We start from the raw sequence: 26063 nt of genomic DNA on the forward strand, positions 1-26063 counted from the left end.
GCGCGGAGATCAGGAACTCAGAACTCCCAGTCCTCATCCTCGGTGTTCACGGCCTTGCCGATCACGTAGCTCGAACCCGAGCCCGAGAAGAAGTCGTGGTTCTCGTCCGCGTTCGGGGACAGCGCCGACAGGATCGCCGGGTTCACGTCCGTCACGGAGGACGGGAACATCGCCTCGTAGCCCAGGTTCATCAGGGCCTTGTTGGCGTTGTAGTGCAGGAACTTCTTGACGTCCTCGCTCAGCCCCACCGTGTCGTAGAGGCTGTGGGTGTACGCCACCTCGTTCTCGTACAGCTCGAACAGCAGCTCGAAGGTGTAGTCCTTGATCTCCTGGCGCTTCTCCTCGGAGACCAGCTCCAGACCCTTCTGGAACTTGTAGCCGATGTAGTAGCCGTGCACGGCCTCGTCACGGATGATGAGGCGGATGAGGTCGGCGGTGTTGGTCAGCTTGGCGTGGCTGGACCAGAACATCGGCAGGTAGAAGCCCGAGTAGAACAGGAAGCTCTCCAGCAGGGTCGAGGCGACCTTGCGCTTGAGGGGATCCTCGCCCTGGTAGTAATCCATGACGATCTGCGCCTTCTTCTGCAGGTGCTCGTTCTCGAGCGACCAGCGGAAGGCGTCATCGATCTCTTTGGTGGAGCACAGCGTGGAGAAGATGGAGCTGTAGCTCTTGGCGTGCACGCTCTCCATGAAGGCGATGTTGGTGTACACGGCCTCCTCGTGCGGCGTCAGCGCGTCGGGGATCAGCGACACGGCGCCGACGGTGCCCTGGATGGTGTCCAGGAGCGTCAGGCCGGTGAACACGCGCATGGTCAGCTGCTGCTCATCCGCGGTCAGCGTGTGCCAGGACTGCACGTCGTTGGACAGCGGCACCTTCTCCGGCAGCCAGAAGTTGTTGACCAGGCGGTTCCAGACCTCCACGTCCTTCTCGTCCTGGATGCGGTTCCAGTTGATGGCCTCAACGTGGCCCAGCAGCTTGACCTTCTCGGCGCTCATCGATTTTCCCTTGCTTACTTTGATGTCTGTGGATGAATCAGGGTGAAGACCGACGACGGCGGCAGGGCCGCCGTCGTCGGAAGGTCACAGCATGCAGGAGACGCAGCCCTCGACCTCGGTGCCTTCCAGCGCGAGCTGACGCAGGCGGATGTAGTAGAGGGTCTTGATGCCCTTCTTCCACGCGTAGATCTGCGCCTTGTTGATGTCACGCGTCGTGGCCGTGTCCTTGAAGAACAGGGTCAGGGACAGGCCCTGGTCCACGTGCTGCGTGGCGGCGGCGTAGGTGTCGATGATCTTCTCGTAGCCGATCTCGTACGCGTCCTGGTAGTACTCCAGGTTGTCGTTCGTCAGGTACGGCGCCGGGTAGTAGACGCGGCCGATCTTGCCTTCCTTGCGGATCTCGATCTTGGCGGCCACCGGGTGGATCGACGAGGTGGAGTTGTTGATGTAGCTGATGGAACCGGTGGGCGGCACGGCCTGCAGGTTCTGGTTGTAGATGCCGTGCTCCATGACCGAGGCCTTGAGCTCGCGCCAGTCGTCCTGGGTGGGGATGTGGTGCTTGGCGAACAGCTCGCGGACACGCTCGGTGGCGGGAGCCCACTCCTGCTCGGTGTACTTGTCGAAGAACTCGCCACTCGCGTACTTGGAGTTCTCGAAGCCGCCGAACGTCTCACCGGTCTCGATCGCGAGGCGGTTGGAGGCCCGCAGCGCGTGGTAGAGCACCGTGTAGAAGTAGATGTTCGTGAAGTCGAGGCCCTCTTCAGAACCGTAGTGGACCCGCTCACGGGCCAGATAGCCGTGCAGGTTCATCTGGCCGAGGCCGATGGCGTGGCTCTTGGCGTTGCCCTCGGCCACGGACGGCACCGAGTTGATGTAGGACATGTCCGACACGGCGGACAGCGCGCGGATCGCGGTCTCGATGGACGAACCGATGTTCGGCGAGTCCATCGTCTTGGCGATGTTCATCGAGCCCAGGTTGCAGGAGATGTCCTTGCCCACGGTCTCGTAGGACAGGTCCTCGTTGTAGATGCTGGGGGTGGACACCTGGAGGATCTCCGAGCAGAGGTTGCTCATGGTGACCTTGCCGGCGATCGGGTTCGCCCGGTTCACGGTGTCCTCGAACATGATGTACGGGTAACCGGACTCGAACTGGATCTCCGCGAGGGTCTGGAAGAACTCACGGGCGTTGATCTTGGTCTTCTTGATCCGGGAATCGTCGACCATCTCGTAGTACTTCTCGGTGACCGAGACGTCGGAGAACGGGATGCCGTAGACGCGCTCGACGTCGTACGGCGAGAAGAGGTACATGTCCTCGTTCTTCTTGGCCAGCTCGAAGGTGATGTCCGGCACGACGACGCCGAGGGACAGCGTCTTGATGCGGATCTTCTCGTCGGCGTTCTCGCGCTTGGTGTCGAGGAAGCGGTAGATGTCCGGGTGGTGGGCGTGCAGGTACACGGCTCCCGCGCCCTGACGCGCGCCCAGCTGGTTGGCGTAGGAGAAGCTGTCTTCGAGGAGCTTCATCACGGGGATGACACCGGAGGACTGGTTCTCGATCTGCTTGATCGGGGCGCCGTGCTCCCGGATGTTGGTGAGGGACAGGGCCACACCGCCGCCGCGCTTGGACAGCTGAAGGGCGGAGTTGATGCCACGGGCGATCGACTCCATGTTGTCCTCGATGCGCAGCAGGAAGCAGGAGACGAGCTCGCCGCGCTGCGCCTTGCCGGCGTTGAGGAAGGTGGGGGTCGCGGGCTGGAAACGTCCCTCGATGATCTCGTCCACCAGGCCGATCGCGACCTCTTCGTTGCCGCGGGCCAGGTGCAGCGCGACCATGCAGACACGGTCCTCGTAGCGCTCCAGGAACCGCTTGCCGTCGAAGGTCTTGAGCGTGTAGGAGGTGTAGAACTTGAAGGCGCCCAGGAAGGTTTCGAAGCGGAACTTCTTCTTGTACGCGCGGTTGAACAGCTCGCGGATGAAGTTCATCGTGTACTGATCGAGCGTCTCGCGCTCGTAGTACTGGTTCTTGATGAGGTAGTCGAGCTTCTCTTCCAGGTCATGGAAGAACACCGTGTTGTTGTTCACGTGTTGCAGGAAGTACTGGTGGGCGGCCTCGCGGTCCGCGTCGAACTGGATTTTGCCGTCCGGACCGTAGAGGTTCAGCATGGCGTTCAGCTCGTGATAACCCAGGCCCTTGTAAGCCTCCGGCAGTGGGGCCTTCTCAGCCTTCACCGAAACCTCGCTCAGCTCTGGTTCTGCGACAGTCGTGTCCAAAACGTGTCCAATCCCTCGTTGACTCGGCGCACGTCGTCCGGCGTGCCCATCAGTTCAAATCTGTACAGGTGGGGAACATGGCATTTGGCGGCAATGATGTCACCGGCCATGCAGTAGTTGTCCCCGAAGTTGGTGTTCCCTGCCCCGATCACGCCCCGGATCAGCTTGCGGTTCTGTTCAACATTCAGGAATCTGATGACCTGCTTGGGGACCGATCCGTCTCCCCCCGTTCCCCCGTAAGTGGGGAGGACCAGGACGAACGGCTCGGTGGCCAGCAGTGGTTCTTCCGCGGGAAGGAGCGGGATCCTGTCCGCGTTCCTTCCGAGCTTCTCCACGAATCGCCGGGTGTTCCCGGAGACCGAGGAGAAATAGATGAGGTGACTGGACGAGACGCGGAAGCTTCCCCTCTCCACGTCCTGTCCGGCGCTGGCGTCCCGCGTCCCGTGAGGATCACGCGTGAGCGTTGCCATCGAAGTCACCCCATCAAGTCTGTTGTCAGTTCACTTCGTCGCAGGACCCGCCGGGTCCCGTGTCGCGGCAGTGCATCCTGCCGCCAGGACGACGACGGCCCACCCGCTCTGAATGGACTCGCCGTGCCGCTCACCGTGAACGGTGCGGCACGTGGCAAGGGGCCGCCGTCGTGCGAATGCAGGTCCAGCAAACGCTCAGAACGCGATCAGGCCACCGCGGTGGCCGCGGCCTCGAGGCCCGCGATCTTGTCCGGGCGGAAACCGGACCAGTGGTCGTTGTCCGTGACCACGACGGGGGCCTGCAGGTAGCCCATCTCCTTGAGGCGCTCCAGCGCCTCGGGGTCCTGGGAGACGTCCACACTCTGGTAGACGATGCCCTTCTTGTCCAGAGCGCGGTAGGTGGCGTTGCACTGGACGCAGGCTGGCTTGGTGTACACCGTAACGGTCATGTCCCTCTCCCCTTCAGTCTTTGCTTGAACCGCGATCCCGCCCGTGCCGCGCCCCCTTCCGGAACACCCGGATTCCTGCTGTTCCAGCGGAATCCTCGGCACGGGACCTCGTGGCCCGATTGCGTATGTCGATACTACATGTAGTGCAACGCCCCGTCTTGCACCCCAAGATGCTGTATTACAAGCATGTCATTCTATCCACCGTTTGTCCACAGCCCAGAGGGTTGATCTTGCCCGGAAATCCGCGATTAACGCCCCCTCGATCCACAAGCTGTGCATGAGGTTTGGCACATTTAATTCGCTGCGTGTCGCCCACCCTCGGCGTGTCGTCGAGAGGGTTCCCAGGGTGCCCCGCGTCACCCCTGGCTGGCCGTCTGAGCCGACCGCCTAAACTGTCTGGGACGACCCCGGAGGAAAGGCCACCCGTGATCAATCCAGTCCACCTGCGAACCCTGCTCGCGGTGATCCGGCACGGCTCCTTCGCCTCCGCGGCGCAGCATCTCGGCTACACCGCGTCGGCCGTCTCCCAGCAGATCTCCGCCCTGGAGCGCGACGCCGGCGTCGAGCTCTTCCAGCGTCACGCCCGCAGCATCGTCCCCACCGAAGCCGCGCAGGCCATGAGCCGGCACGCCACCAAGGTCCTCACCGACATCGAAGCCCTCCTGGCGGCGGCGTCCAAGGCCCAGGACGAGACCCGGCAGGAGCTCCGGCTCGGCATCTTCCCCAGCCTCGCCACCTACGTCCTGCCCCGCATCATGAACAACCCCACCTGGACACGCCTCGGGATCGAGCTGAAGATCTCCGTCGCCGAGCCCGGCCAGACCATCCAGGGACTGCGCGACGGCGGCGAACTCGACCTCGCCCTCGTGTACCAGGTGGGACAGAGCGGCCTGGCCTGGCCCCACTCCATGCGCCGCCAGTGGATCGGCGACGACGACTTCCGCGTGGTGGTCCCCTCCTCCTGGCGCTTCTCCCCCGGCGCCACGGTGGCCGCCGAGCAGCTCTCCGGCATGCCCTGGATCGTGCACCACCCCGGCACCGCGGACGCCGTGGTGATCGAGCGGCTCTTCGCCAGCTGCGGTCTGCACCCCCGCGTCGTCGCGCACAGTGACGACTTCACGGCCAGCGTCGAGCTCGCCGCCGCGGGACTCGGCGCCGCACTGGTCCCGGAACTCGCCCTCGGCGACCGGCCGGACGGCATCTCGATCCTCGACGTCCCGGAGATCCGGCTCGCCCGCAACGTCTTCGCCCTGCTGCCCGGCGGCAAGGGCGGCCCCCGGGTCGATCTGTTCCTAGAACTGCTCTCCGACACGCTGCGGGAAACGCTGCAGCGCTGACGCGCTGCGCCCCGCACGCTCCCACGGCCCCGGTTCCGGGCGCGCACGTAACCCGGAAACGCCGAAGCGGCAAGTCTGGAAAGCGGGGCCGGGCCGGTCTATGTTGAACACATGAGCACGGTCATCAGCGAGCATTTCGGTGAACTCGAACTCAATCACGGGACGGCGCACTGCTTCACCACCCGGCACACCGTGCACGGGGTCCCCGTGGAGATCGAGCTCAACTTCGCCGCGCATGAGCGCCCGGACCAGGCCTCCGTGCACAAAGCCGACTACCGGCTGCACTACCTCCCGGAGCTGGTCGACCAGATCAAGGACCTGATCAGCGAGGAACTGGGGCAGGAGGACAGCCAGGTCCAGGAGTTCCGGCACTTCCACTGCAAGGGGCTCGACCAGGAGAAACGCTGGGCCACCTTCGGCACCACCGACGAGGTGGACGATCAGAGCTTCGTCAGCGCCCTCAGGCTCGGACACGTCGGGATCTTCCCCGACCAGCCGGAACGCTACTTCGTCCTGGACTTCAGCCTGGGCGAGCACTTCAGTGACGAAGTGCTCGTGGCCACCGCGGACGCCGACGGGGTGGTGGACGACGAGATCACCTGGGCGTGAGCGGACTCCCTGACGCACGACGGCGGCGGGCCACCCTTTCCGGGTGACCCGCCGCCGTCGTCGTCAGAGGTGTTGCAGGCAGAGCGTCAGACGCTCGCGCCGATCTCCTCGCGCACCGCCTTCGCAGCCTCCACGAGGTTGCGCAGCGATGCCTCGGTCTCCTCGTAGCCGCGGGTCTTCAGGCCGCAGTCCGGGTTGACCCAGAGCTGGCGGCTCGGCACATGCTTGACCGCGGTGGAGAGCAGTTCCGTCACCTCGGCCTCACCGGGCACGCGCGGCGAGTGGATGTCGTAGACACCCGGCCCGACGCCGCGGCCGAAGCCGTGGGACTCGAGGTCGTGCACGACCTCCATGCGGGAGCGGGCCGCCTCGATCGAGGTCACGTCCGCGTCCAGGCCGTCGATGGCGTCGATGATGACGCCGAACTCGGAGTAGCAGAGGTGGGTGTGGATCTGCGTGGCGTCCTGGGCACCGGCCGTCGCGAGGCGGAAGGAGTCCACGGACCACTTCAAGTACGCCGGCTGGTCGGCCTTGCGCAGGGGCAGGAGCTCACGCAGGGCGGGCTCGTCCACCTGGACGACCTTGATGCCGGCGGCCTCCAGATCGGTGATCTCATCACGCAGGGCCAGGGCCACCTGGTTGGCGGTCTCGCCCAGCGGCTGGTCGTCACGGACGAACGACCACGCGAGGATCGTGACCGGACCCGTGAGCATGCCCTTCATGGGCTTCTCGGTCAGCGACTGGGCATACTCGGCCCACGCGACCGTGATGGGAGCCGACCGGGTCACATCACCCCAGAGGATGGAGGGGCGGGTGCAGCGCGAGCCGTAGGACTGGACCCAGCCGTGCACGGTGACGTCGAAGCCATCAAGGTTCTCCGCGAAGTACTGCACCATGTCATTGCGTTCCGGCTCGCCGTGCACGAGCACGTCGTAGCCCAGCTCCTCCTGCAGGTCGACCACGCGCTTGATCTCGTCCTTCATGAGCTGCTCGTACTGCGCGTCGTTCAGCTCGCCCTTGATGTTGCGGGCTCGGGCGGAGCGGATCTCGGACGTCTGCGGGAACGAACCGATGGTGGTGGTGGGCAGGGCGGGCAGCTGCAGCGCGGCCTCCTGGGCGGCCTCACGGACCGCGTAGTCGGAGCGGCTGAAGTCGGCTGCCGTCAGCGCCGCGGTGCGGGCCCGGACCTCTTCACGGCGGACGCCTTCGGCGGTGGCGCGGGAGGCGATCACGGCGGAGGCCTCGTCGATGGCGGCCTGTGCCGCCGCCGGATCCGCCAGGTAGGACGCCAGGGTCTTGACCTCCACGGCCTTCTGGTCGGCGAAGGCGAGCCAGGACTTCAGCTGCTCGGACAGCTTGGTCTCCTCCGCCACATCGTGCGGAACATGCTGCGTGGAGGTGGACGTGGACACGGTCACCCGTGCGGCCGAGCCCTTGAGCGCGTCCAGGACCGCAGCGGAAGCGGCCAGGTCGTTCCGCCAGATGTTGTGGCCGTCGACCACGCCGGCGACCAGGGTCTTGGAGCCCAGGGCGGCCAGCGCGGCCTCGGACGGCACGGCACCCTTGAAGACGTCGACGTGCAGCGCCTCGATGTTGCTGGCCGCCAGCGCGCCCAGCTGCCCGTCGAGCGAACCGTACGGCGTGGAGACGAGGATCTGCGGGCGCTCGGCGGCGGCGGTGAGGACTTCGTACGCGCGAGTCACCGCGGCGTCGAGCTGCTCCGCCGGGATGTCCTGGTCGACGACCAGTGCGGGCTCATCGAGCTGAACCCAGCCGGCGCCCGCGGCGGCGAGCTTGCCCAGCAGCTCGACGTAGACGGGCAGGACGTCCTCGAGCCGCGACAGGGGCTGGAAGCCGGCCGGGGCGTCGTCGGACGCCTTCGACAGCAGCAGGAACGTCACCGGACCCACGAGGTACGGGCGGGTCTCAATGCCGTTCGCCAGAGCGTACTGGAACTCCTCGACCACTCGCGAGGAGGTCAGACGGAAGTCCGTCTCCGGGCCGATCTCAGGGACCAGGTAGTGGTAGTTGGTGTCGAACCACTTCGTCATCTCGAGTGGCTGCTGCTCGCGGGAGCCGCGGGCCAGCGTGAAGTAACCGTCGATGTCCAGGACGCCCTCGTCGGTGAGGAGGTTCCCGAAACGGGCCGGAATCGCGCCCAGGTGGGCCGCGGCGTCGAGCACCTGGTCGTAGTAGGAGAAGGTGCCCGGCACAGCGGCCGGCTCGTCGAGGCCGAGCTCCACCAGACGGCGGGCACTGCCCAGCTGGATCTCCTTGGCTGCGGCGTCGAGCGCGGCGGCGTCGATCTTTCCGGCCCAGTAGGCCTCGACGGCCTTCTTGAGCTCGCGACGGCGGCCGATACGCGGGTAGCCGAGGAGGCTGGCTGCGGGGAAGGGGGTCTGTGCGGTCATGATGAGTCCTTAGAATTCGGTGCAGGTTTTCGGGCAGGGGGTATCCCCTGTGGTGCCGGACGGATCCGGCGAAGTGAAGAAGGGATGGCCTCAGGAGGCCAGGGCGGCGCGCTCGTGGAGCGGGCGGCTGGGACGCGGCAGATTCAGCCGGTCCAGGACGTCCAGCGCGTGGCGGTGCTCATTGAAGGTGTAGAGGTGCAGGCCGGGCGCCCCGGAATCCAGGGCCGCATTGGCCAGCTCCACGGTGGCGGCCACGCCGATGCGCTGCGCCTCCAGCTCGCTGCCGGCCGTCTCCAGCGCATGCATCAGCGCCGGATCGGGCGCGACGCCGGACAGCTCCGAAAGCCGTGTGACGCGCCTCAGGCTGGTCAGTGGCATGACCCCGGGAATGATCGGGATGGTCACTCCGGCCCGGCGGGCACGGACGAGCAGGTCCTCGTACTGCCGGGCATGGAAGAACACCTGGGTGATCGCGAAGTCAGCGCCGGAACGCTGCTTGGCCAGCAGCACCTCCACATCGTGGGCCTCACTGGGTGACTCCGGATGACGCGTCGGATAGGCCGCGACGCCGATCGCCACCTTGCCGGCACAGAGCAGGGCCGAACGGCTCTGCTCCACCCGGCGGATGAGCTCCACCAGGTCCTGGGCGTAGTGCAGGGAACCCTCGGGGAGCGGGGAGCCGTCCCGGGGAAGATCGCCCCGCAGAGCCAGGATGCCCCGCACGCCGTGATCCAGGAGCTGGGCCACGATGCCGGCGAGTTCGGCGGCCGTGTTGCCCACACAGGTGAGGTGGGCGAGGGGACGGAGAAGGGTCTCCTCCTGGAGCCGCGCCACGAGGTCCAGGGCGGTGTCGTGGTTGGATCCGCTGGCCCCGTAGGTCACGGACACGTAATCCGGCGCGGTGGTCTCCAGCTCCCGGATGGTGGCCCAGAGGACTTCCTCGGCGGCCTGGGAGCGGGGAGGGAACAGTTCGTAGGACAGCGCGACGGGCGTGGTGCCCTGCTGCTGTAGGGGTCGGTCAATGAGGCTGGGTGGGGACATCTGCAATCCTCGACGTCTGGCGTTATGGATGAGGCACGGCGGACCGGCGCGCATGCTGACGCCTGGCCCGTTGCCGTGTGCAAATGTCAGGCCCACATGGGGGCACCCACACCCTCCATGAGAGGGTCGCTGACACGTTACCGCGGTAACTGATGTGTCCACACTACGAGAGCCGGATCGGCCCCGGCAAACACATCGTCGAATTAAGACGCAATCTTACGGAAGAGAAAGCCGCGACGCTGAACAATGTTCGGCGCCGCGGCGAAGAAGTTCTGAAGTGGGCTCTCAGCCGCCCAGCAGCAGCCGCTCCGAGCGTGGTGCCAGGGCGTGCTCGAGAACCAGGCACGCCGCGCCGATGGCGCCGACGTCCTCGCCCACGCGGCTTCCCACGACCTGCGGCACGTGGATGTCCCGCGCATCGGCGCCGTGCGCCACCTGCTCCGGGACGCGGTTCAGGTAATACGGTGCGAGTCTCGTCCAGAACGGGCCGCCGAACACCACCCGGTCCAGGTCCATCGCGTTGGCGAGCACGGAGACCGCGCGCGACAGGTGCAGCGCCGAGCGATCCAGGATCGCGATCGCCTCTTCGTTCCCGCCGTCTGCCGCGTCGCAGAGCTTGTTGAAACGCTCCTGCACGACGACGCCGGAGTCGCCTTCCGCGAGCGGCTCCACCAGACCGGCCTTCGCACCGGCGTCCACGAGGACGCGCGGGATGACGGTCGACTTCACACAGCCGTTGAGGCCGCAGTCGCACGGCGGGCCATCCGGGTCGACCACGATGTGGCCCATCTCCCCCGCGTTGCCGCTGGCGCCACGGAAGACCTCGTCATTGAGGACCAGGCCGCAACCGATGCCGGTGCCCATGTAGAAGACCCCGAAGTTGCTGGAGGCGTTATCGCCGGCGAGCCAGGTCTCGGCCACGGCGGCCGCAGTGACGTCCTTGTCCAGGACGACCGGCAGGCCTGTGGCCCTGCTGAGCGCGTCCCGCAGATGGACGCGGGTCCAGCCCTCCAGCAGCGGCGGATTGACCACGGTGCCGGCGTCCAGATCGATCGGGCCGGGCGCGGCCACCCCGAGCCCGGTGAGCTTGGCGGGATCGACCCCGGACTCCTCGATGAGGCGCTGGACTTCGAAGACGATCGCCGCCATGACGGCCGTCGGCTCACCCGCCTCAGGCGTGTCGATCTTCGAATCCAGAACCACCTTGCCGGTCAGATCCAGCACGGAGAAGCTGATAACCGCCGGGTCCACGTGCACGCCCACGGCGTACATGCCCGAAGGGTTCAAGCGCAGGATCGTGCGAGGCTTACCCGGACCGACCCCCGCCTTGCCCGCCTCAACGATGAGTCCCTGATCCAGCAGGCGCCGGGAGATGTTGGAGATCGTCTGCGGCGAAAGGCCCACCAGACCCGCAAGCTCAACCCGGCTCAGACCGTTGGGTGAACGCCGAATGGTGTCGAGGATCACCGTCAGGTTGAAGTCGCCCATCTTGGGTAGGTTGGTTCCGCGCCGCGAGGCGGGCGTGCGGAGCTCGGTCACGCATTCTCCTTCAAGAAAAGTGCAGGGCAACTGGCCTTTGCTCGTAGGCTACCAGCCACGACGTCCAGGAACCTGCAACTGACCTGTTTAGTCGCGATCATGCCGGATCCGCCACCGGACGCCGGGTTCTCGTGACGGTGAACTTCTTGTTGCGGCCGATGATCTCGGTGGGGCCCACGTATTTCTCCAGCGCCGGGAGATATCCCAGATGACTGTTCCACACGGTCCAGAGCTCACCGCCCGGCGAGAGAACCTCGGCGGCGGCACGGAACAGCTTCAGCGCCGCCCCCGCATGCACGCTGTGGCCCAGGTGGAACGGTGGGTTGAGCAGAATCAGCTCAGCCGACGCGGGCGGGAACCCCTCGAGTGCGTCCGTGTGGACGGCAAGGACCCGGTCGCCCACGCCGTGAGCGCCGGCGGTCAGCCGGGCACTCCGCACCGCGGCCGCGGAGACGTCGCACGCGACCACTCGCACCTCAGGCTGCGAGGCCGCCAGCAATGTCGCGAGCACACCTGATCCGCAGCCGAGATCGACGGCGGTGCTGACGCGGGGCATCCGCGCCAGGAACTCCAGAAGGAACCGCGTGCCGATGTCCACCTTGGCACCGGCGAAAACGGCGCCATGCGCATGAACCTCAAGGGACAGATCGCCGTTCCTCCCGAGGCCCTCATGGAATTCCCGCGTCGGGAAGGACAGCGAGCCGCCCTCTGGCGCTTGCGTCTGGCCCGGTTCCTGCGTCTGGCACGGTTCCTGCGTCTGGCTCGTCTTCTGCGTGGTGCCTGGTTCCACGGTGCTCTGCCGGCGCGGCTGTCCGCTCGCGCTCCGGCCCGCACCACGGTCCGGACGAGGGCTGCTCGCCCTCAGAACCCGCGCCTTACCCTTGGCGAGGCTGGCCGTGATCGTCCCGAAATCCGCGCCGAGGACCTCGTTCATCGACAACGTCATGTGCTTGACCATGCCCGCAGCCAGGACCACGACGTCGGGATGCGCGTGTTCCGCGATCGCTTCGCTCAGTTCCGCCAGTTCCGCAAGGTTCTTGGGCAGGCGCAGCAGGACCAGACGGGTCCCGGCCAGCAGCTCCGGGCCGTAGAGGTCCGAGGAGGATTCGTCGTCGCGAATTCTGGTGAAACCCGTGATGCCGAGCCGGGCCGCATTCGCCTCCAGCGCGGTTTCGCCGGTGGCCAGATCCTGCCAGATCCTGAGCTCTGGCACGGCGGACGCGCCTTCCGCCGGGGACTCCGCGAGCAGCGGCAGAGCGATCGCGCCGTAACGGTCACCGATCACCACGAGACACGGGTCGTCGATTCCCTCCGCCCGCAAGCGATCCAGTTCCGAGGTCGAGTGTTCCAGCAGGAGCCGATCCGCGGCGTCGAAGGCCTGGAGATTGTCCGCGTCGACGTCCGGCCAGCGGCTCAGGGACCGGTGAACCGTTTCAGGATTCACAAGATTCACAAAGTTCACAGAAACTCACACGCCATCAGTTGGAAGAGCCGTCGTTCAGGAGAGCGGCGCGGAGCGCCTCGAGTTCCACATCGCTCAGGCCGTGACGAGCGAGGTAGCCTGCTCCCCCGCCGAAGTCCGCGTCGAGCGCGTCCAGGGTCTCCAGCATCGCGGAAGCCGGGCTCCCGCCCGCGATGGACAGGATCTGCTCAGTGAGCGGAACCCCCATCTTGCCCAGGAGGGCTTTGACGCCCTCGATCCACTCCCCCGCCAGATTGGCCTCGGTCCCGGCGTAGTCGGCCACGATCGCGTCGCGGTCGACACCCACGGCGTCCAGCAGCAGGGCCACCATGACGCCAGTGCGGTCCTTGCCCGCGGTGCAGTGCACCAGGGTGGAGCGCCCTTGGGAGGCGTTGGCGGTGACACTGCGCGCGAGTCCCACCGCCACGGAGCCGCCCTGCGCCAGGATCATCCGATACAGGCCGGGCAGCGTCGGCAGGTTCTGCAGCGAGGCCCCCAGCGCTCCGGCCAGGACGTTGCCGCGGAGCACTTCCAGGTCGAGACCCGCCAGAGCGCTGGGCGCATGGAGCACCTCATCGTCATCCCGGAGGTCCAGGATCGTGGCGACCTTCAGCTCTCGCAGGAGGCTCCGGCCCTCTTCGCTCAGGAGATGGAGTGCGTCGGAACGGAAGAAGACACCCTCCTTGGTGAGCCGCTTGCCCGCCGGCAGGGATCCCAGCCCACGGAAGTTGTAGGTCTTGGGCAAGGGGGTGGCCTGGCCGATCAACGAATGGCTCCTTCACTCGGCTTCATGTGCTGTTAACTGCGGAAGTCCCCTCGCAGTTCCGGCCCGGAAAGGGCCCGACCACGAGGGGACTTCACCTGCGACCTCAGTCCAGGTAATCCCGGAGGACCTGCGACCGCGAGGGGTGACGCAGCTTGGACATCGTCTTCGATTCGATCTGGCGGATGCGCTCACGCGTGACGCCGTAGACCTTGCCGATTTCGTCTAAAGTCTTCGGCTGACCATCGGTGAGCCCGAAGCGCATGGCCACCACACCGGCTTCGCGCTCGGACAGCGTGTCGAGCACCGAGTGCAGCTGCTCCTGGAGCAGGGTGAAGCTCACGGCATCGGCCGGAACCACGGCCTCGGAGTCCTCGATCAGGTCACCGAACTCGGAGTCGCCGTCCTCGCCCAAGGGCGTGTGCAGCGAAATGGGCTCACGACCGTACTTCTGGACTTCGACGACCTTCTCGGGCGTCATGTCGAGTTCCTTGGCCAGCTCTTCCGGCGTGGGTTCGCGTCCGAGGTCCTGCAGCATCTGACGCTGCACGCGGGCCAGTTTGTTGATGACCTCGACCATGTGCACCGGGATGCGGATGGTGCGGGCCTGGTCCGCCATGGCGCGGGTGATGGCCTGACGGATCCACCAGGTGGCGTAGGTGGAGAACTTGAAGCCCTTGGTGTAGTCGAACTTCTCGACGGCACGGATGAGGCCGAGGTTGCCTTCCTGGATCAGGTCCAGGAAGAGCATGCCGCGACCGGTGTAGCGCTTGGCCAGGGAGACCACGAGGCGGAGGTTGGCCTCCAGGAGGTGGTTCTTGGCACGTTTGCCGTCGTGGATGATGAAGTCGAGCTCGCGGCGGTACTTGGGGTCCATGGTGTCCCCCTCGGCAGCGATCTTCTCTTCGGCGAAGAGACCCGCCTCGATCCGGAGCGCGAGGTCGACCTCCTGCTCGGCGTTGAGGAGGGCCACCTTGCCGATCTGCTTCAGGTAATCCTTGACCGGGTCGGCCGTGGCACCTGCCGACATGACCTGCTGAACGGGCGCATCGTCATCGCTCGCGTCGGAGTAGACGAAGCCGCTCCCGGTGGCGGCGGGCTTGGCGGCCGCCTCATCGGTCTCGGCCGCTTCCGCTTCCACGTCCTCAGTGGGCTCTTCTTCCACGGCGTCCGAAGATTCATCCAGCTCGGAACCGGCAGTCTTGCGGCCCCGGCCCTTCGGCGCAGCATCGCTCTTCTTGGCGGCCGGGCGGCGCGTCGCGGGGGCGGAATCATCCTGCCCGGCGGCGGCCTCGGCCTCCTTCTTAGCCTTGTTCGCGGCGCGTGTGGCGGCAGCCTTGGCGGCGCGCGCCTTCTTCTTCTCCTCGTCAGTCAACTCGGCCTTCACGGCAGTTTCCTTCGTCGTGGGAGTGGTCACAGAAACCCTTTCTAGCAGCGCCTGGCGGTGTCCCGGAGGGCAACACCACTATGACCCTGTCAAGTCCGTGCTGCCAGCGGCAGTTACTCCAGACCAGCAGAGCCTGTCTAAGACAACGCCACCGGCCTGTCGATTGTTCCCCGCAGCTTGTGACGGCCTTGGATGAACAACCTTCAAGTTCACGGACCCAACCGGGTCTCGGCTACTAGTCTCTCACGAAAAGGACGTGCCCCGCAGCACCGACGGGAGGATACCCCTTTCCGGGCCAGCTTCAAGGTGTTCTTCACCACATCGGAGCAGGTGCTGAAGGATGGAGTCCGGGGACCTGCGTATGGGCGCGCGAGATGCTTCTGCCCAGGTCAGCCGCGAAGTGTGGCCCGGTGTCAGACTCCGCCTCCCGGCGTCGGGGTCATGTCCGGCCCGTCCCCCGTCCGGTCCAGCGGCCGCCTCCAACTGCTGTGCCGCTTGCTGGCCCAGCCGCTCAGTGCCCCGCTCAGGATCATCCGGTGCAGCAGCGACGCCAAGCGGTGATCCGGCTCCACCACCAGAGCCCGCTCGAGCAACGCGGAGGCCTGGCTTCCCCGCCCGCGGCACCACTCGACCCAGGCCAGTCCGGTCAGCACCCCTGCCGGTGGGCGGTCCCCGGCTCGATGGAGGATGTCCTGGAGCACCGCGGCGAATCGGTTCATCCGATCCCAATCCGGACCCGACACGCTCTCGCCCACGAACACCTCGCCGAAGATCCCCAGCCAGTTGTCCCCCACACGTCCCTCCGGTGAGTCATATCCCTCCGGTGAGTTCAGGCCGTCCGCGAGGCCATGGCCCGGTCCGGCGTGCGCAGCCGGTCCAACGGCGCCGGCCAAGACCGCTTCGGCGGCCCGCCCGCCCTCGTACGCGGTGCGCCACGAAGAACCAGCGGACACGTAGACCGCATCGCGGAGCGACGGGTCCTCAAGGGTCCGGCACAGCGCCTCAGCGGTCGCTGGCCCCGTGCCGGCTGGCTCCGGGCCGGCTGGTTCCGGACCGGCTGGTTCCGGACCGATTGGCTCCGTGCTGGCCGTTCGGCCCCGTGCTCCCTCAGTCCAGGAGGCTGAACCGTCGAGGAACGGCTCCCAGCGCTCCAGGACTTCCGGAAGGGTCAGGGACGTCGCGGGGTGGTGTTCGATGTCCACCGAGGCGTGCGGCTCCTCCCGCCCGGCGGACCCGCGGGATTCGCGAGCCTCACGGGCCTCATGGGCCCCGGGCCCTCCATCGGACGCCTTCGGCCGGGACCCCGTTCCCGGATGGGGATCCACCGCGCTCCCCTGGTAGACCAGCTCGGCGGCCAAGCGGGAGTCCCGGATGAGGTCGAGCGGATGCGGGCCGCCGTCGTCGCATGGACCGCTTCCGGTCAGCGAGCATACGGACTCACGGCAGCCCGACCCGTTCCATCCGTCCGTGCCCACAAGCCACAGCTCGTGCACGGGGCGCCCCGCCTGACCGAGGACCCACGCCAGGAGCGCCATCAATTCAGCGCGCTCATGCCGGGCGGCGGCGACCCTGCCGGACTCGAACATCGCGACGAAGGTGCTGTCAGCGGAGGTGTCATGCTCCAGATACGTGAGAACCGCACGCACGTAGGCGAGAAGCGATGCTCCTGACTGCTTGCGGTCCGGCAGGTCGACCCGGAGGGTGGCTCCGATGCGCCCTGACCGGGCCGTGAGACAGACGAGCGAATCCTGCGGCCAGAATCCGATGGCGTGGGGGATGTACGCCAGGATGTCCTCCGGCCCTCGGGCGGTCAGCGATGCGGTGTTCATGACTCCAGCCTCGCGGGGGAAGGAAGGCGGGGGCTGGGCGAACGTCCCTATGTGGACGGGGAGGCGCAGAGGGCTTGTGGGATCGGGGGTCAGGCCCGGGACCGCCGAAGTCCCGGAAACACGCCCGGCGCCATACTCAATTCACCGGTTGCCGCGCCGCGAGCGCTCCCAGAGCACGCGTGCCAGAGGGCGGGGCGTGACGCCGGCCGCTTGCCGGGCCCGCCGTCGGACCACCGCCACGGCGATCATGCCCACCAGCAGGAAGAGCAGCTGTGTGGACATGGCGATCCGGAACGGTTCGAGCCCATACAGCTCCCCTCGGGAGAACCCGCTCGCATTGAGCAGATCGAGCACCAGTCCGATCACGTACATGCTCAGCAGGGCCGCCACGAAGCCGCCCACGTTGACGATCCCGGTCGCGGTGCCGATGCGCTCCACCGGGTTGGACGTCCGGGCGAAGTCGAACCCGATCATGGACGCCGGGCCGCCGATCCCCATCACCACGACCAGAGCGATGAGCAGCCAGAGCGGCGCCCGTCCCGGCCACAGGAGCACCGCCAGCCACCCGGCACCCGTGACGAGGGAGACCAGGAGGACCATCGAGGAACGCCGGACCGGGTACAGGGACACGAACCTGCCGAAGAAGGGACCGGAGACCATGGCCACCAGCACGAAGAGACTCATGACGGCCGAGGCGGTCCCCCGGTCCAGCCCTTCGGCCGAGATGAGGAAGGGGTAGCCCCAGGCCATGGCGAACACGGTGCCGGCGAAGGGAGTGGTGAAGTGACTCCACAGCCCCAGACGGGTGCCGGGCTCGCGCCATGATTCGGCCAGGGCATGACCGATCTGCCGGAGCCCGCCCGAGGACTGCGAGCGCGCCCGGCCCTGCGGGGTGTCCCGGAGCAGCGCGACCACCAGGACACAGGCCAGCGCGGACAGGGCCGCCAGCGACAGGAAGGCGGGGGTCCACGCCGTGGAGTGCAGGAGCAAAGCGAAGGGGATGACGCTGACGAGTTGTCCGAGCTGCCCCACCATTCCGGTGAACTGCGTCATGAGCGGCACGGTCCGGGCCGGGAACCAGGCGGGGATCAGCCGCAGCACCGACACGAAGGTCGCCGCGTCCCCGGCGCCGACCAGCACCCGACCAACGACGCCGGCCGCCACCGAGTCGGCGGCCGCCAGCTGTGCTTGCCCCAGGAACATGAGGAACGCGCCCATCGCGATCATGTTGCGGGGGCCGAGCCGGTCCACCAGGACCCCCACCGGGATCTGGAGGCCCGCATACACGAGCAATTGCAGCACGGAGAACGCGGAGATCGCCGCGGCGCTGGCGTGGAACCGGTCGGTGGCCTCGAGCCCCGCGACCCCGAAGGAGGTTCGCTGTGTCACCGCCACCAGATAGGCGAAGACTCCGATACCCCACATCACCCAGGAACGCACGCTGCTCACGGGTCCATTCTTCCGCATGTGGCCGGACCCGTTCGGCGCGGCCCGGATGAGGACCGGGTCACGCTCTCTTCACGGCGTCCGCGAAGGGCCTCTCGCTCAGGCGCCGCCGGGCTGGTGGCCGTGCCCGGGCATGCCGTCCTCCGCGTCACTGCCGGCGTCCGACTCGTCGCCGCGCTCGGCGTCGTCGTCATCCTGGCTCAGCAGTTCCTGCGCAAGGTACGCCTCCACCGCGGCGCCGAGGGATTCGGCGCTGGGCAATTCGTCGTTCTCATCGGCGAGGAGTGACCGGCGCACCGTGTTCTCACTGTGCTGGTCGTACCGCTCCTCAAGGTTGCGCACCACCTGCTGCACGTCCTCGCTGGCCTCCATCTGCTCGGCGATCTGCCGGGCGACGTCGCGCGCCACCTCGCGCAGGCGGTCGGACGGCAGCATCAGATTCGCGGCGGCGCCCAGGTATTCCATCCCGGCGACGGCGGCCTGCGGGTACTCCGCATCGGCCACGTAATGGGGCACGTGGATCACATACCCCGCCACATTGCGCTTCGCCGCGATCAGCTTCAGCTCCAGGACGTGGCCGATCGCCGCGGGGAACTCGACGGTCGGGCGCCAGACGGAGATGCCTTCGATGAGCTCGGGGCGGTTGCCGTGCACCGTGACGCCGACGGGGCGGGTATGCGGCACCGGCATGGGGATCGCGTGGACCCACGTCACCAGATTCACGTCCAACTGCTCCACGAGACCCACGACCGCACGCGCGAAGCGCTCCCACTGAAGATCGGGTTCGAAGCCTGCCAGGAAGAGGAAGGGGGTGCCGAGCGGATCCTCCAGCACGTACAGCGCGAGCCGCGGCGGAGCGTAGTCCTGCAGGTGGTCCTCGGCGAATGTCAGGTGCGGGCGCCGCGAACGGTAGTCGAGGAGCTGATCCGCGTCGAAGACGGCGACGGGCCGCACCGACGGGGAATCAAGCAGCTCACCGGAGATCTGCCGGACCACGTGTCCCGCGTCGGCGAACCCGGTGAACGCCATGAGCAGGTTGAGTCCCTTCAGTGACGGGTCCTGCAGAAGCTCGTCATCCGCACGGTAGAGCCCGGCAGGATCCAGCAGCGCTCCATACGTCTGGTCGAACAAAGTACCCCTCCACACCATCCGGCCCCCGGCCGGCAATCGTCGTCCTGATTGATTTACTGCTCAACGTTCGGGGACGCCCTTGCATTCCCGCACAGCCTTTCCACCAGCGTCACGGGCTACGATCTTAGATGGTGAAGGACGCCACATCGCGTCCGCACCATTGAACATGTGCGACAAGGATGTCCACCCGTACACCAGAAGTGAGGCAGGAACTCGTGGCCAAGAGCAACGAAGTCACCCTTGAAACAGTCAGCGGCGATCTGCGGAAGAAGCCCAGCGACGTCGTGGTCATCGGCGTCCGCCAGGGCAAGGAGGGCCCGGAACTCGCCGCCAGCCCCCTGAGCGCCAAGGCATCCGAGGCCATCCAGTCCTCCCTGGCTCTGCTCGGCGTCACCGGCGCCGCGGATCAGCTGCACCGGCTGCCCGGAGTTCCGGAGCTGGGCGCCGAGGTCATCGCCCTGGCGGGCCTGGGCAAGAAGGACGACGCCGAGTCGCTCCGCCGCGCCGCCGGCTCGGCCGTGCGCCAGCTCGCCGGGACCACCACGGTGACGCTCGCCCTCCCCGCGCAGGACGAGACCGCTCTCGCCGCGATCGCCGAGGGCGCCGCTCTGGGCGCTTACGCGTTCCACGAGTTCCGCTCCACCCGTGACGGACTCAAGTCGCCCGTCACCACCGTCCGGATCCACAGCGGACTCGCGGGCAGCCCGGCGGCGAAGGCCGCCCTGAAGAAGGCCGCCGTCGTCGGACGCTACGTCAACGCGACCCGTGACCTGGTGAACCAGCCGCCGAACGCGCTCTACCCGGAGACGTTCGCGGCGGCCGCGAAGGATGCCGCGAAGTCGCTCCCCGTCAAGGTGACCGTGTGGGATGAGAAGCGCCTCGAGAAGGAAGGCTTCGGCGGCATCCTGGGCGTCGGCAAGGGCTCCGCCCGTCCCCCGCGCCTGGTCAAGGTCGAGTACACGCCCGCCAAGGCGCAGGCTCACGTGGCACTCGTCGGCAAGGGCATCACCTTCGACACCGGCGGGATCTCCCTGAAGCCGCCGGCGAACATGGACGAGATGAAGAGCGACATGGCGGGCGCCGCCACGGTCCTCAACGCCGCTCTCGCAGCCGCCGAGCTCGGCCTGCCGGTCAAGGTCACGGCCTGGCTCTGCATCGCGGAGAACATGCCCGGCGGGAACGCTCAGCGCCCCTCCGACGTCATGACCATCTTCGGCGGCAAGACCGTCGAGGTCCTGAACACCGACGCCGAGGGCCGCCTCGTCATGGCGGACGGCCTCGTGGCCGCGAGCCAGGAGCAGCCGGATGTGGTGATCGACGTCGCGACCCTCACGGGCGCGCAGCTCATCGCCCTGGGGGACCGCACTGCCGGCCTCATGGGCGACGAGGGCGTCACCCAGGCGCTCAAGGCCTCCGCGGACGCCGCGGGTGAGCTCATGTGGGCCATGCCGATCCCGGAGGAACTGCGCCCAAGCCTCGACTCCGAGGTGGCCGATCTGGCCAACATCGGAGCCCGTCACGGCGGCATGATGACCGCGGCCGCCTTCCTGCGGGAGTTCGTCGGTGAAGACGCCACCGGCGAGCCCATCTCCTGGGCTCACATCGACATCGCCGGACCGTCCTTCAACAACGGCTCCCCCTACGGCTACACGCCGAAGAAGGCCACCGGCATGGCCGTCCGCGCCCTCGTCGAGTACGTGGCGGGCCTGGCCTCCTGATCAGCCCCGCACCCGCCGGCGCGGCGACTTTCTGAGGACCGTTCATTAAATGAACGTGAGTCACAGCACAAGGTCGCCGCGCCGGACCTCTTTAAGGTGCACCATTGTTGGGGGTGACGCTAAGGTGAAAGCGAATGGCTCTGTGGCTGTTTCCCAGGCAGTCACAAAAGCATGACCACTGCAGAAGAACCCGACCTGCTGGCATAATCGCCGCAGGAAAAGTTCCAGACCAGAGGGTGCCATCCGGCACCATCTCGACAACTCAGGGAGCGTCCACGTGGCCGAAGCGGCAACTGCGCAAGAATTCGACATCCTCGTCCTCGGCGGCGGCAGCGCGGGATACTCCGCAGCCATCCGCGCGACGGAGCTGGGCATGACGGTGGGCCTCGTGGAGCGGGCCAAGCTGGGCGGCACCTGCCTGCACACCGGCTGTATCCCCACGAAGGCCTACCTGCACTCGGCAGAACTGGCCGACAACGCCCGCGAGGGCGCAAAGTACGGCGTCAACACCACGCTCGACTCGATCGACCTGGGCAAGGTCCGCGATCACAAGAACGGCATCGTCGCCGGCAAGCACAAGGGCCTGACCGGTCTTCTCAAGATGAAGAAGGTCAACGTCATCGAGGGCGAAGGCCAGCTCACCGCGCCGGACACCATCACCGTCGATGGCGTCCCGTACAAGGGCAAGAACATCATCCTCGCCACCGGCTCCACCTCCAAGACCATGGGTCTGCAGATCGGCGGCCGGGTCATCACCTCCACCGAGGCCCTCGAGATGGGCGAACTGCCCTCCTCCGCCATCGTCCTGGGCGGTGGCGTGATCGGCGTCGAGTTCGCCTCCATGTGGAACTCCTTCGGCGTGGACGTCACCATCGTGGAAGGCCTGCCTTCCCTGGTCCCCAACGAGGACCCCGCGATCATCAAGGTCCTGGAGCGCGAGTTCAAGAAGAAGGGCATCAAGTTCAAGACTGGCGTCTTCTTCGAGAAGGTCGAGCAGGACGAGAACCAGGCCACCGTGACCCTGGCAGACGGCACGTCCGTCTCCGCAGACATCGTCCTCGTCGCCGTGGGCCGTGGCCCCGTCACCGAGGGCTTCGGCTTCGCCGAGCAGGGCGTGACCCTGGACCGCGGCTTCGTCATCACCAACGAGCGCCTGCACACCGCCGTGGGCAACATCTACGCGATCGGTGACATCGTCCCGGGCGTGCAGCTGGCCCACCGCGGCTACCAGCAGGGCATCTTCGTCGCCGAGGAGATCGCCGGCCTGAACCCGGTGGTCGTCGAGGACGTCAACATCCCGAAGGTCACCTTCTGCGAGCCCGAGATCATGTCCGTGGGCTACTCCCAGCCCAAGGCCGAGGAGAAGTTCGGCAAGGACAACATCGAGACCCAGGAGTACAACCTGGCCGGCAACGGCAAGTCCTCCATCCTCGGCACTTCGGGCATCGTCAAGATGATCCGCGTGAAGAACGGCCCGATCGTCGGCGTCACCGGCATCGGCGGCCGCTTCGGCGAGCAGGTCGGCGAGGCCCAGCTCATCGTGAACTGGGAGGCCTTCCCGGAGGATGTCGCCACCCTGATCCACGCCCACCCGACGCAGAACGAATCCCTCGGCGAGGCCGCACTGGCACTGGCCGGAAAGCCGCTGCACGGCTGAGACCCCCGGGCCGGGGCGCCTGAGACAGGCGCCCCGGCCCACCCCTGGAGGGCCTCTCAGAATGACCGGTCCCCCACACCAGATTTTCACCGCATTTAGATCACTAAGGAGAACGGGGACGACATGTCTGAATCCGTTAACTTGCCCGCACTCGGCGAGAGCGTCACGGAAGGTACCGTCACCCGCTGGCTGAAGTCCGTTGGCGACCGCGTCGAAGTGGACGAGCCGCTGCTGGAGGTTTCCACCGACAAGGTCGACACCGAGATCCCGTCCCCGATCGCCGGTGTGATCGAGCAGATCCTGGTCGCCGAGGACGAGGTCGCCGAGGTCGGCGCCGCCCTGGTCGTCATCGGCGACGGCTCGGGCTCCGGCGAGGCACCTGCCGCACCCGCCCCGGCCGAGGAAGCCGCTCCCGCACCTGCCGCAGAGGCCCCGGCCGCTCCTGCCCCTGCCGCCGAGGCCGCGCCCGCCGCTGAGGCTCCCGCCGCACCGGCCGGCGAAGGCACCGAGGTCACCCTCCCCGCGCTGGGCGAGTCCGTCACCGAGGGCACCGTCACCCGCTGGCTCAAGGCCGTGGGCGACTCCGTCGAGGTCGACGAGCCGCTCCTGGAGGTCTCCACCGACAAGGTCGACACCGAGATCCCGTCCCCCGTGGCCGGCACCCTGCTGGAGATCCGCGTGAACGAGGACGACACCGCCGAGGTGGGCTCCGTTCTCGCCGTCATCGGCGCCGCAGGCGCCGCTGCCCCGGCCGCCGCTCCCGGACCCGCCGCGCCTGCTGCTGCTCCGGCACCGGCTGCTGCGCCCGCTGCACCCGCTCCTGCTGCAGCCCCGGCACCCGCCGCGGCCCCTGCGCCCGCAGCTCCCGCAGCCGCTCCGGCCCCCGCCGCTGCGCCCGCTCCGGCAGCCGCTCCGGCACCCGCCGCGGCCCCGTCCGACGCCGAGTCCTACGTGACCCCGCTCGTGCGTAAGCTCGCCAAGGACAACGGCATCGACCTCGCATCCGTCTCCGGCAGCGGCGTCGGCGGTCGCATCCGCAAGCAGGACGTCCAGGCGGCCATCGAGGCCAAGAAGGCCGCGGCTCCCGCACCGGCAGCAGCTCCGGCTCCCGCCGCTCCCGCCGTCGTCGCCTCCTCGCTGCGCGGCACCACGGAGAAGGCCCCTCGCATCCGCCAGGTCATCGCCCGCCGCATGCGGGAGTCCCTGGAGGTGTCCACTCAGCTGACCCAGGTCCACGAGATCGACATGACCCGCATCGTCAAGCTGCGGGCATCGGCCAAGAACAACTTCAAGGCCGTCAACGGTGTCAACCTCACGTACCTGCCCTTCATCGCCAAGGCCGTGGCCGAAGCACTGAAGGCGCACCCGAAGCTGAACGCCGAGTACAACGAAGAGACTCAGCAGATCACTTACCACAACGCCGAGCACCTGGCCTTCGCCGTCGACACCGACAAGGGCCTCCTGGTCCCCGTCGTGTCGAACGCCGGTGACCTGAACCTCGCCGGCCTGGCAGGCAAGATCGCCGACGTCGCCAACCGCACCCGCAGCGGGAAGATCGGTCCGGACGAGCTGTCCGGCGGCACCTTCTCCATCACCAACATCGGTTCGGTGGGCGCACTCTTCGACACGCCGATCATCAACCAGCCGCAGGTCGCCATCCTCGGCACCGGCGCGATCGTCAAGCGCCCGATGGTCGTCACCGATGTGGACGGCAACGACTCGATCGCCATCCGCCACATGATGTACCTGTGCCTGACCTACGATCACCGCCTGGTGGACGGCGCCGACGCCGGCCGCTTCCTCCAGACGGTCAAGGCTCGCCTGGAAGGCGGCGCGTTCGAGGGTGACCTCGGACTGTAAGTCTCCACGCAGCACACGACGGCGGCCCGAACTTTGAAGTGCGGGCCGCCGTCGTTCTACGGTCGGTAGAACTTTCTGACAGAGTGTCGCTAAACTGGACGCATGACTGTCGTCTACTACATCGTCCTGTTCCTGCATCTGGTCGGCGCCGCCATGGTGGTGGGCCCCTGGATCGCCAACATGAAGTCCCCCACGGTCCACCCGCGTCAGTTCGACGGAGCCATGCTCCAGGTCATCACCGGCCTGGCCATGTACATCATGCTGATGGCGCACGTGATGCCCTACGACGCCAACCACATGAAGCTCGGCATCAAGTTCCTGATCGCGATCGTGATCGCCGTGGCCGCCACCATCGCCAAGATCAAGACCAAGAAGGGCCAGCCGATCTCGCTGGGCCTGGCACACGCCGTCGGTGGCCTGGGCCTGGTCAACATCGCGATCGCCGCACTCTGGCACTGATCATCTGACGGAGCTGTTCATCTGACGGCACCGCGTCCCGGGACACGGAAAGGGGTGGGAGAGCATCACGCTCTCCCACCCCTTCGCTGTTCCAGGAATTCTCAGCCCTGTGCGATGCAGAACTCGTTGCCGTCCGGGTCCTGCAGGACGACCCAGCCGAAGTCGCCGATCGAGTGCCGGGCGGACTCGGATGCTCCCAGCTCCAGGGCCCGGGACAGGAGCGCCTCCGGGTCCTCGGAGTGGAGGTCCAGGTGCAGGCGCCGAGGACCCTCGCTGGGGTGCTCCACCCGCTGGAAGGCGAGTTTCGGCCCGCCCTGGGTGACGGGGCTGAGCCAGACGAACTCCCCCTCATACGAAGACTCCACGTCGAGCTCCAGGAGATCGGCCCAGAACCCCGAAAGGCTCTGAGGATCCGTGGTGTTCACGACGATCGAGACGACGGTTCCACGCGCCGCCGGGCGCTTCTCTTCAGTCATGACAGCAGTCTAGGGCCAGCTCAGGGGCCTGCACAGGGTGAACCCGGCTCCCCCGGCAGTTCTCGCCCGTCACATTCCGGACCCCGCGACGGCGGGTGTCCCTGCGCCCGGGAACGACCTAGGATGGTGCTCAAGGGCCTCTCCGCACGCGAGCAGGCCGACCCCCACACTCCAAGGAGCACCTCATGGCAGTGACCCGCAGCGCCTCCACCGTCTGGTCCGGCAACCTCTTCGAGGGCCAGGGCGAGACCACCTTCGAAAGCTCCTCCCTGGGCACGCACCCCGTCACCTGGAAGGCCCGCTCCGAGGCCGCCGAGGGCAAGACCAGCCCCGAAGAGCTGATCGCAGCAGCCCACTCCGCCTGCTTCTCCATGGCCTTCAGCAACGAGCTGGCCGAGGCCGGCTTCACCGCCACGGAGATCCGCACCAAGTCCGAGGTCGGCTTCCAGCCGGGCGTCGGCATCACGGGCAGCAAGCTCACCCTGGTCGCCACCATTCCGGGCATCTCCGAGGAGGACTTCCAGCGCATCGCGAACGCCGCCAAGGTCGGTTGCCCCGTCTCCGCCGCACTGTCCGGCATCGAGATCACCCTGGACGCCACGCTCAACGCCTGAACCGAGCGGGCGTCGGGGCTCGACGGCCTCGGAGCACTGACTGGCACTGAGCACCGACCGGCTCTGACCACTGACGGCGAAGGGCCGGGAAACGGATCATCCGTTTCCCGGCCCTTCGCCGTCTCTTCAGGATTCCAGGTGC

The 26063-nt window shown here is 67.2% G+C and carries 21 protein-coding genes; 7 read left to right on the plus strand and 14 right to left on the minus strand.

All coding sequences use genetic code 11. The annotated features are described in order from the left end of the window. Positions 1 to 17: 17 nt before the first annotated feature. From nrdF to nrdH, 4 genes are all read right to left on the minus strand, one after another. A complete protein-coding gene (gene nrdF / locus AB6732_RS07770) occupies positions 18 to 995 on the minus strand; it encodes a class 1b ribonucleoside-diphosphate reductase subunit beta (protein WP_066212927.1) in 978 nt (325 codons plus the stop codon). A gap of 84 nt (positions 996 to 1079) precedes the next feature. After that, positions 1080 to 3200 (minus strand): class 1b ribonucleoside-diphosphate reductase subunit alpha, encoded by a 2121-nt coding sequence (nrdE, locus tag AB6732_RS07775; RefSeq protein ID WP_278269121.1) that lies wholly within the window; start codon positions 3198 to 3200, stop codon positions 1080 to 1082. A gap of 32 nt (positions 3201 to 3232) precedes the next feature. Then, on the minus strand, positions 3233 to 3733 hold the full coding sequence (nrdI, locus tag AB6732_RS07780; RefSeq protein ID WP_307498672.1) for a class Ib ribonucleoside-diphosphate reductase assembly flavoprotein NrdI: 501 nt from the start codon (positions 3731 to 3733) through the stop codon (positions 3233 to 3235). Between the two features lie 206 nt (positions 3734 to 3939). Next, positions 3940 to 4182: a glutaredoxin-like protein NrdH gene (gene nrdH, locus AB6732_RS07785; RefSeq protein WP_066212929.1), complete on the minus strand. Its 243-nt coding sequence runs from the start codon at positions 4180 to 4182 to the stop codon at positions 3940 to 3942. A 425-nt stretch (positions 4183 to 4607) separates the two neighbouring features. On the opposite strand from nrdH, the gene AB6732_RS07790 reads away from it, so the two are divergent. Beyond that, on the plus strand, positions 4608 to 5519 hold the full coding sequence (locus AB6732_RS07790; protein ID WP_370959391.1) for a LysR family transcriptional regulator: 912 nt from the start codon (positions 4608 to 4610) through the stop codon (positions 5517 to 5519). A 111-nt stretch (positions 5520 to 5630) separates the two neighbouring features. Next, the gene (locus tag AB6732_RS07795) at positions 5631 to 6128 is read left to right on the plus strand and encodes a DUF2004 domain-containing protein (protein ID WP_307496716.1); all 498 of its coding nucleotides are present in this window, start codon (positions 5631 to 5633) and stop codon (positions 6126 to 6128) included. An 86-nt stretch (positions 6129 to 6214) separates the two neighbouring features. On the opposite strand, the gene metE is transcribed toward AB6732_RS07795, so the two are convergent. The 9 genes from metE to AB6732_RS07840 form a co-directional block, all read right to left on the minus strand. Beyond that, the gene (gene metE, locus AB6732_RS07800) at positions 6215 to 8539 is read right to left on the minus strand and encodes a 5-methyltetrahydropteroyltriglutamate--homocysteine S-methyltransferase (RefSeq protein ID WP_370959392.1); all 2325 of its coding nucleotides are present in this window, start codon (positions 8537 to 8539) and stop codon (positions 6215 to 6217) included. Positions 8540 to 8629: 90 nt separating this feature from the next. Continuing rightward, positions 8630 to 9580: a methylenetetrahydrofolate reductase gene (locus AB6732_RS07805; RefSeq protein WP_307496714.1), complete on the minus strand. Its 951-nt coding sequence runs from the start codon at positions 9578 to 9580 to the stop codon at positions 8630 to 8632. A 285-nt stretch (positions 9581 to 9865) separates the two neighbouring features. Next, positions 9866 to 11119, minus strand: coding sequence for an ROK family transcriptional regulator (locus tag AB6732_RS07810; protein ID WP_370959393.1), 1254 nt, complete (start codon positions 11117 to 11119; stop codon positions 9866 to 9868). Positions 11120 to 11216: 97 nt separating this feature from the next. Then, entirely contained in the window at positions 11217 to 12581 is a 1365-nt protein-coding gene (locus tag AB6732_RS07815) for a class I SAM-dependent methyltransferase (RefSeq protein WP_370959394.1), read from the minus strand. 16 nt (positions 12582 to 12597) lie between these two features. Then, on the minus strand, positions 12598 to 13347 hold the full coding sequence (locus AB6732_RS07820; protein ID WP_370959395.1) for a tyrosine-protein phosphatase: 750 nt from the start codon (positions 13345 to 13347) through the stop codon (positions 12598 to 12600). 103 nt (positions 13348 to 13450) lie between these two features. After that, on the minus strand, positions 13451 to 14731 hold the full coding sequence (locus tag AB6732_RS07825; RefSeq protein ID WP_370959396.1) for an RNA polymerase sigma factor: 1281 nt from the start codon (positions 14729 to 14731) through the stop codon (positions 13451 to 13453). Between the two features lie 413 nt (positions 14732 to 15144). Continuing rightward, complete coding sequence (locus AB6732_RS07830; protein ID WP_370959397.1) at positions 15145 to 16560, minus strand: DUF4192 family protein; 1416 nt, start codon at positions 16558 to 16560, stop codon at positions 15145 to 15147. A gap of 141 nt (positions 16561 to 16701) precedes the next feature. Next, a complete protein-coding gene (locus AB6732_RS07835; RefSeq protein WP_370959398.1) occupies positions 16702 to 18009 on the minus strand; it encodes a nitrate/nitrite transporter in 1308 nt (435 codons plus the stop codon). Between the two features lie 96 nt (positions 18010 to 18105). Then, entirely contained in the window at positions 18106 to 19137 is a 1032-nt protein-coding gene (locus AB6732_RS07840) for a proteasome assembly chaperone family protein (RefSeq protein WP_370959399.1), read from the minus strand. Between the two features lie 215 nt (positions 19138 to 19352). Between AB6732_RS07840 and AB6732_RS07845 the strand changes: the two genes are divergently transcribed. From AB6732_RS07845 to AB6732_RS07860, 4 genes are all read left to right on the plus strand, one after another. Beyond that, complete coding sequence (locus AB6732_RS07845) at positions 19353 to 20855, plus strand: leucyl aminopeptidase (protein ID WP_370959400.1); 1503 nt, start codon at positions 19353 to 19355, stop codon at positions 20853 to 20855. Between the two features lie 277 nt (positions 20856 to 21132). Next, entirely contained in the window at positions 21133 to 22512 is a 1380-nt protein-coding gene (gene lpdA, locus AB6732_RS07850) for a dihydrolipoyl dehydrogenase (RefSeq protein ID WP_370959401.1), read from the plus strand. Positions 22513 to 22635: 123 nt separating this feature from the next. Further along, complete coding sequence (gene sucB, locus AB6732_RS07855) at positions 22636 to 24372, plus strand: 2-oxoglutarate dehydrogenase, E2 component, dihydrolipoamide succinyltransferase (RefSeq protein ID WP_370959402.1); 1737 nt, start codon at positions 22636 to 22638, stop codon at positions 24370 to 24372. Between the two features lie 102 nt (positions 24373 to 24474). Further along, a complete protein-coding gene (locus AB6732_RS07860) occupies positions 24475 to 24831 on the plus strand; it encodes a hypothetical protein (protein ID WP_208188696.1) in 357 nt (118 codons plus the stop codon). A gap of 101 nt (positions 24832 to 24932) precedes the next feature. Here AB6732_RS07860 and AB6732_RS07865 read toward each other — a convergent pair whose 3' ends face one another. Further along, on the minus strand, positions 24933 to 25307 hold the full coding sequence (locus tag AB6732_RS07865) for a VOC family protein (RefSeq protein ID WP_370959403.1): 375 nt from the start codon (positions 25305 to 25307) through the stop codon (positions 24933 to 24935). A 185-nt stretch (positions 25308 to 25492) separates the two neighbouring features. Here AB6732_RS07865 and AB6732_RS07870 point away from each other — a divergent pair, with 185 nt between their 5' ends. Further along, the gene (locus tag AB6732_RS07870) at positions 25493 to 25921 is read left to right on the plus strand and encodes an OsmC family peroxiredoxin (protein WP_370959404.1); all 429 of its coding nucleotides are present in this window, start codon (positions 25493 to 25495) and stop codon (positions 25919 to 25921) included. Positions 25922 to 26063: the final 142 nt, after the last annotated feature.

Source organism: Arthrobacter sp. RCC_34 (assembly GCF_041360795.1).
Lineage (GTDB): Bacteria > Actinomycetota > Actinomycetes > Actinomycetales > Micrococcaceae > Arthrobacter_E.

Bases quoted from the DNA above. Each gene is read 5' to 3' on its own strand.
- nrdF (WP_066212927.1), bottom strand. From the start codon at position 995: ATGAGCGCCGAGAAGGTCAAGCTGCTGGGCCACGTTGAGGCCATCAAC.
- AB6732_RS07865 (WP_370959403.1), bottom strand. From the start codon at position 25,307: ATGACTGAAGAGAAGCGCCCGGCGGCGCGTGGAACCGTCGTCTCGATC.
- nrdI (WP_307498672.1), bottom strand. From the start codon at position 3,733: ATGGCAACGCTCACGCGTGATCCTCACGGGACGCGGGACGCCAGCGCC.
- nrdH (WP_066212929.1), bottom strand. From the start codon at position 4,182: ATGACCGTTACGGTGTACACCAAGCCAGCCTGCGTCCAGTGCAACGCC.
- AB6732_RS07870 (WP_370959404.1), top strand. From the start codon at position 25,493: ATGGCAGTGACCCGCAGCGCCTCCACCGTCTGGTCCGGCAACCTCTTC.
- sucB (WP_370959402.1), top strand. From the start codon at position 22,636: ATGTCTGAATCCGTTAACTTGCCCGCACTCGGCGAGAGCGTCACGGAA.
- AB6732_RS07860 (WP_208188696.1), top strand. From the start codon at position 24,475: ATGACTGTCGTCTACTACATCGTCCTGTTCCTGCATCTGGTCGGCGCC.
- AB6732_RS07805 (WP_307496714.1), bottom strand. From the start codon at position 9,580: ATGTCCCCACCCAGCCTCATTGACCGACCCCTACAGCAGCAGGGCACC.
- AB6732_RS07830 (WP_370959397.1), bottom strand. From the start codon at position 16,560: ATGAACACCGCATCGCTGACCGCCCGAGGGCCGGAGGACATCCTGGCG.
- metE (WP_370959392.1), bottom strand. From the start codon at position 8,539: ATGACCGCACAGACCCCCTTCCCCGCAGCCAGCCTCCTCGGCTACCCG.
- AB6732_RS07795 (WP_307496716.1), top strand. From the start codon at position 5,631: ATGAGCACGGTCATCAGCGAGCATTTCGGTGAACTCGAACTCAATCAC.